This is a genomic window from uncultured Algibacter sp., assembly GCF_963976535.1.
In the GTDB taxonomy this organism is placed as follows: Bacteria; Bacteroidota; Bacteroidia; order Flavobacteriales; family Flavobacteriaceae; genus Algibacter_B.
Genome location: NZ_CAXBLF010000101.1, coordinates 1 through 6,057, shown reverse-complemented (window position 1 = coordinate 6,057; position 6,057 = coordinate 1). Strand labels below are relative to the sequence as shown.

Below are 6,057 nucleotides of genomic sequence, written 5' to 3'. Positions count from 1 at the left end.
GGATTAAATAAAGGTTCGCTATGCGGTTTTGAAAACCGGTTCCAAGGACACACATCTTGACAAACATCACAACCAAACATCCAATCATCCATTTTTCCTTTAAATTCTGAAGGGATATTTTCTTTTAATTCTATGGTGAAATATGAAATGCATTTACTACCATCTACCACATAAGGTTCTGTTATCGCTTCGGTCGGACAGGCATCGATACAAGCAGTGCATGAACCACAGTGATCTGTAGTTACAGAATCGTATTCTAAGTCTAAATCGATAATTAATTCAGCTATAAAATAAAAAGAGCCCACTTGTTGCGTTAATAGATTACTATGCTTCCCAATCCAACCCAAGCCAGATTTAGCAGCCCAGGCTTTATCAAGCACAGGTGCTGAGTCTACAAAGGCACGACCATGTACATCGCCTATTTCATCTTGAATAAAATGGAGCAAAGATTTTAATTTGTCTTTAATAATAAAATGATAATCGGTTCCGTAGGCATATTTGGATAGCTTGAAACTATCTTGATTTTGTTCTTCTGAAGGAAAATAATTCAACAATAAGGACACCACACTTTTTGAACCTTCAACCAATTTTGTCGGGTCTAAACGTTTATCAAAATGGTTTTCCATGTATTGCATTTGCCCATGCATATTGTTATTTAACCATTTTTCTAAACGAGGTGCTTCTTCTTCTAAAAATTCGGTTTTACTTATGCCACAAGATAAAAAACCGAGGCGTTTGGCTTCGGTTTTTATTAATGTAGAGTATTTAGATTTTGAATTCATTAATCCTATTGGGCTTCGACTGCGCTCAGCCTGACATCCAGTTTTAATTTTAAACTATACTAGTTGTCACACTGAGCGCAGTCGAAGTGCAAACTTAACTAATTATTATATTTATAATGAGTAGCATTTCTACATTCAGAAAGTATCTGTAACATATCAAAATTTCCATTTATTAACGCTTGTTTTTTAGCCCTTGTCCATCCTTTAATTTTCTTTTCAAAATAAATGGCTTGTAAAACATCATTAAATTCTTAATGAAATTCTAATATTAATGGTCTTCTGTTATAAGTATATGATTCTTTGTTAAATCCAAATTGATGTTCGTTAAACCTTTTTTCTAAATCATTTGTTATTCCTGTATAGTAAGATTCATCAGAACATGTTAAAATATATACGTAGTAAAAATTCATTATTGGAGCTTTTAAGGGCTTCGACTGCGCTCAGCCTGACATCCAGTTTTAATTTTAAACTATACTAGTTGTCACACTGAGCGCAGTCGAAGTGCAAACTTAACTAATTATTATATTTATAATGAGTAGCATTTCTACATTCAGAAAGTATCTGTAACATATCAAAATTTCCATTTATTAACGCTTGTTTTTTAGCCCTTGTCCATCCTTTAATTTTCTTTTCAAAATAAATGGCTTGTAAAACATCATTAAATTCTTAATGAAATTCTAATATTAATGGTCTTCTGTTATAAGTATATGATTCTTTGTTAAATCCAAATTGATGTTCGTTAAACCTTTTTTCTAAATCATTTGTTATTCCTGTATAGTAAGATTCATCAGAACATGTTAAAATATATACGTAGTAAAAATTCATTATTGGAGCTTTTAAGGGCTTCGACTGCGCTCAGCCTGACATCATTGCAAAATTTAATCTAAAACAATCCACCCTGCGTTCGTCCTTTAACTTTTCCTAAGTGCTTATATGCTTGTTCTGTAACTTCACGTCCACGAGGCGTTCGCATAATAAAACCTTGTTGTATTAAAAACGGTTCGTAAACTTCTTCTATAGTTTCAGGGCTTTCACTTACTGCTGTTGCAATGGTAGAAATTCCAACAGGGCCACCTTTGAATTTTTCAATGATGGTGGTTAAAATTTTATTATCCATTTCATCTAATCCGTGTGCATCTACATTAAGCGCTTCAAGTGCAAATTTTGCTATTTTAATATCGATACTTCCATTACCTTTTATTTGTGCAAAATCTCGAACACGACGTAACAATGCATTGGCTATTCTTGGTGTTCCTCTACTTCTGCCCGCAATTTCAATAGCGGCTTCCATGGAAATGGGAACATCTAAAATTTCGGCACTTCGTTGTGTAATAGTTGTAAGTAAATCGGTTTTATAATATTGCAGTCTGCTTTGAATACCAAAACGTGCACGCATGGGTGCTGTTAATAAACCAGAACGTGTTGTTGCTCCAACTAAAGTAAACGGATTCAAATTGATTTGTACCGAACGTGCATTTGGCCCAGATTCAATCATAATATCGATTTTATAATCTTCCATGGCTGAGTATAAATACTCCTCAACTATTGGGCTTAATCGATGAATTTCATCAATAAACAGGACATCTCGTTCTTCTAAATTTGTAAGTAACCCTGCTAAATCGCCTGGTTTATCTAAAACAGGACCAGATGTTACTTTGATACCAACTGTTAATTCGTTAGCTAAAATATAAGCTAAGGTTGTTTTCCCTAATCCTGGAGGCCCATGAAACAACGTATGGTCTAAAGCTTCTGTTCTTAAGTTTGCCGCTTGAACAAAAATTTTAAGGTTTTCAAGCACTTGATCCTGACCCGTAAAATCATCAAATGACAAGGGTCTTAACTTTCTTTCTACATCTAATTCTTCGGGTGAAAAATTTTCGTCGGTTGTATCTAGGTTTTCGTTCATATTAAAGAGACCCTTCGACTGCGCTCAGGGAGACATTTAGTTTCAATTTGAATAATATAAAAAATGATTCCTTTACGCGAAGGAATGACAAGATTTAAAAAGTTATAAGCTTGGTTGATTTCAAAATAAGCAATAATACCAATGTTGATAATGAGCTCAAGCCAACCAAACCTTCCCAATAATATATGCTGTATAGTTTTTTCTTCATTTGTATATTGCCTCTAACTCGCTTATAAAACGCTTTATGCAAAAAGTAAGTTATAATTAAAAATATACTTACAGTTATAATCCAAAACTTGATCATTTATTATGAGATTTTCTTTATCTATTTTAAAAATACATAAAATTGTTTATTTATATTCAAATATAAGCATACTGAAATAAATTCAGCATAAAAAAGCCTTTCAATCCCGATAGCTATCGGGAGGAAAGGCTTTTCAAAAAAATTTGGTTGATTAAAGGTTTTTGGTTATTTATTATGAGATTCCTACCTCAGCAGGAATTCTAATTCAAAATTGTAAACTCACAGCGTCGGTTAATATCATATTCTCTATCATCGCAAATTCCTTCTTTAACACACGCGTTAAGTGGTTGCATTTCGCCATAGCCAATACTTTTTAGTCGATTTCTTTCAATGCCCTGACTCACTAAATATTCAAGCGTTGAAGCGGCACGTTTTTTCGATAAGTTTAAGTTGTACTCATCTGGTCCGCGAGCATCTGTATGTGCAGATACTTCAACTTCCATAGATGGATATTTCTTCATTAAATCAACTAATACGTTTAAAGTAGTTGCAGCATCTTTACGAATGATAGCTGCATCAAAATCGAAAAAGATTTTATCTAACTCGACTTGTACATTTCCATCATCTTTTTCTTTGACACGCTCTTCAGCATCAGCAAAAGATTCTAAAGACAAATAAATATCATGTTGCACTTTTCCTTTACTATCGGTTGAGAACTCCACGTCTTGTGGAATATATGCTTTTCTAGTTCCTCTAACTTTATACTTTTTATTAGGTTCTATTTTGAAAATGTAATACGCATCATCGCCAACAATTGCATCTTGAATTACAGTGTCAGATTCATCAAACAATGTTACTAACGATCCGCCTAATAATGCTTTGCTATTTAAATCTTGAACAATACCTTCAACTTGGTACATGGTTAAAGGGTTTTGTTCTCGTGCAAAACCAAATAATCTATCGTAACCTGTTCTGTTTGAAGACACATAGCCATTATTATTCTTTTCTCTCACAACATAAGCGAAGTCATCTAGATTACTATTTATCGAGTTTCCTAAGTTTACTGGTGTATCAAATGCATCATTTACCATATTGCTTCTAAATACATCTAATCCGCCATAACCAAGATGCCCAATCGAAGAAAAGTACAATACATTAAACTCACTAATAAATGGAAATTGTTCTCTATGTTTGGTGTTGATTGTTTCTCCTAAATTTTCTGGCTCACTGTAGGTGCCATCATCATTAATAGAAACTCGGTAAATATCAAAACTTCCAAAAGTCCCTGGCATATCGCTAGCAAAGTACAGTGTTTTTTCGTCTTTACTTATAGCTGGATGTTCTGTACTATATGCGTTTGATGTAAATGGCAATGCGGTAACATTAGTCCATACACTATCTACCAATTCAGCTTTATAAATTTTGACATGCGCTATTCGTTCTTCATCTGTTTTTTTACGCGTTGTATTTGTTCTATTAAAATACATCGTTTTACCATCTTTGGTAAACACCGCGTTACTTTCATGGGAACTTGTATTAATCGCATCTGAAAATGGTTGAATATCTTCTAAAACATTTTGACTTGTTAGTGTTGCGCTATACAAATCTAGATACGGAAGATTATTCCATGAATAAGATGGGTTTTCAGAATTTCTTCCAGAAGCAAAAGCGACTTTATTATCACCATAAAACGACAAACCAAAATCACTACTAGAATTTTTATTTTCTATCTGTTTTAATTTGAACGTATGTGGTGTGGTTTTACCGTTTTGTTTTATAAAAGCAAGGGTATTAACTGGTTTATTATAATACCTTCTTAAATGCTTATCGGCATCTTTGTATTCTTTAACGCCTTTTAATGCTTGAGCAAATCTAAAATGATATTCAATATCTATAGAATCGCCATACTCTACAAATAACTCCCTGTAGGTTTTAATCGCCTTTTGAAGACTGGTATTATAATAATAACTGTCTCCTAAATTTTGAAGCACTTCTTGGTTGCGCTCTTTAGTTTCGTAAATTTCGGCGGCATCTTTATAAGCTCTCATTTCAAAAAGCTTATTAACGCGCTTTAAATTTTTCTTTTGTGCATGAGCCATTCCACTAACTAATAAAAGGCCTGCAATTATGTATGTATATTTTTTCATGTTTTCCAATTATTAAATGTTAGAAGAATCTTGGTGAACGATCGTAACCGCTTTTAAATCCGAATAAATCGACATCAAACAAAATGAATATTTCGTGCGACCCAGAATTAAAATCTCCTAAATTAGTAGTTGTATAATCATAGGCATAACCTACTCTAAGCTCTGGTGTAATTCTGAAATTTACCAAAGCACTCATAGCATCATCTAAACGATAACCTAATCCTACTTCAAGTTTTTCATTAATCAATACATTTGCTGTAATATCTAATGCTAACGGAGCACCTTTTACACCTCTGGCCATAAATGCGGGTTTTAGTTTTACATTTTGATCAATATCAAAAACATATCCGCCGGTAAGGAAGTAATGTACATTTTGAACACCAGTTGCTTTTATGCCGTTTTCATTTTCTAGATGTTTAGTCGATAACATATTTGGTGCCGATAATCCTAAATAATAAGTATCGGTAAAAAAGAAAGCACCAATTCCTAAATTTGGAAATGCTCTACTTATGTTTTCATCAAAAGCTTGGTCTGTGCTTGCGCCTCCTGATTGCAATTGAAACCCATTAAAATTAGTATCGAAAAGTGTTACTCCAGCTTTTATACCAAAGGATATTTTACTTTCTATACCTACTGGTAATACATAAGCGAAATCTGCAAATAAGTTATTTTCATTTACTACATCTCCAATATTATCATTGGTGAATGAAATTCCCATCTCAATTTTATCGTTAATAGGTGTGTGGGCAAAAAAGCTTCCTGTTTTTGGGGCGCCTTCTAAACCTACCCATTGTGTTCTGTATAATCCTCCTAAGTTTAATATACCTTCTTCCGCAGTAGCGTAAGCAGGATTTATTACACTCATATTGTACATATATTGAGTGAATTGAGCATCTTGTTGAGCGTTACTTTGAAAAGACAGTATGATTATACTTAACAAAGCAGCTATTTTATGATATATATTTATATGTTTCATGT

General features: G+C 33.2%; 4 protein-coding genes and 2 pseudogenes. All 6 read right to left on the bottom strand.

Features of this window, described 5'->3' with window-relative positions; genetic code table 11:
- Nucleotides 1-782 (bottom strand): tRNA epoxyqueuosine(34) reductase QueG (queG, locus tag AAC024_RS15525; RefSeq protein WP_339896403.1); only part of this gene is annotated, 782 nt, incomplete at its 3' end.
- Between the two features lie 98 nt (nucleotides 783-880).
- A pseudogene (locus AAC024_RS15520) lies at nucleotides 881-1,192 on the bottom strand (GIY-YIG nuclease family protein).
- A 103-nt stretch (nucleotides 1,193-1,295) separates the two neighbouring features.
- Nucleotides 1,296-1,607: pseudogene (locus tag AAC024_RS15515) on the bottom strand (GIY-YIG nuclease family protein).
- Between the two features lie 58 nt (nucleotides 1,608-1,665).
- Complete coding sequence (ruvB, locus tag AAC024_RS15510) at nucleotides 1,666-2,688, bottom strand: Holliday junction branch migration DNA helicase RuvB (protein WP_339896402.1); 1,023 nt, start codon at nucleotides 2,686-2,688, stop codon at nucleotides 1,666-1,668.
- Nucleotides 2,689-3,192: 504 nt separating this feature from the next.
- The gene (locus tag AAC024_RS15505; RefSeq protein WP_339896401.1) at nucleotides 3,193-5,079 is read right to left on the bottom strand and encodes an OmpA family protein; all 1,887 of its coding nucleotides are present in this window, start codon (nucleotides 5,077-5,079) and stop codon (nucleotides 3,193-3,195) included.
- A 19-nt stretch (nucleotides 5,080-5,098) separates the two neighbouring features.
- Nucleotides 5,099-6,055 (bottom strand): type IX secretion system membrane protein PorP/SprF, encoded by a 957-nt coding sequence (locus tag AAC024_RS15500; RefSeq protein WP_339896400.1) that lies wholly within the window; start codon nucleotides 6,053-6,055, stop codon nucleotides 5,099-5,101.
- Nucleotides 6,056-6,057: the final 2 nt, after the last annotated feature.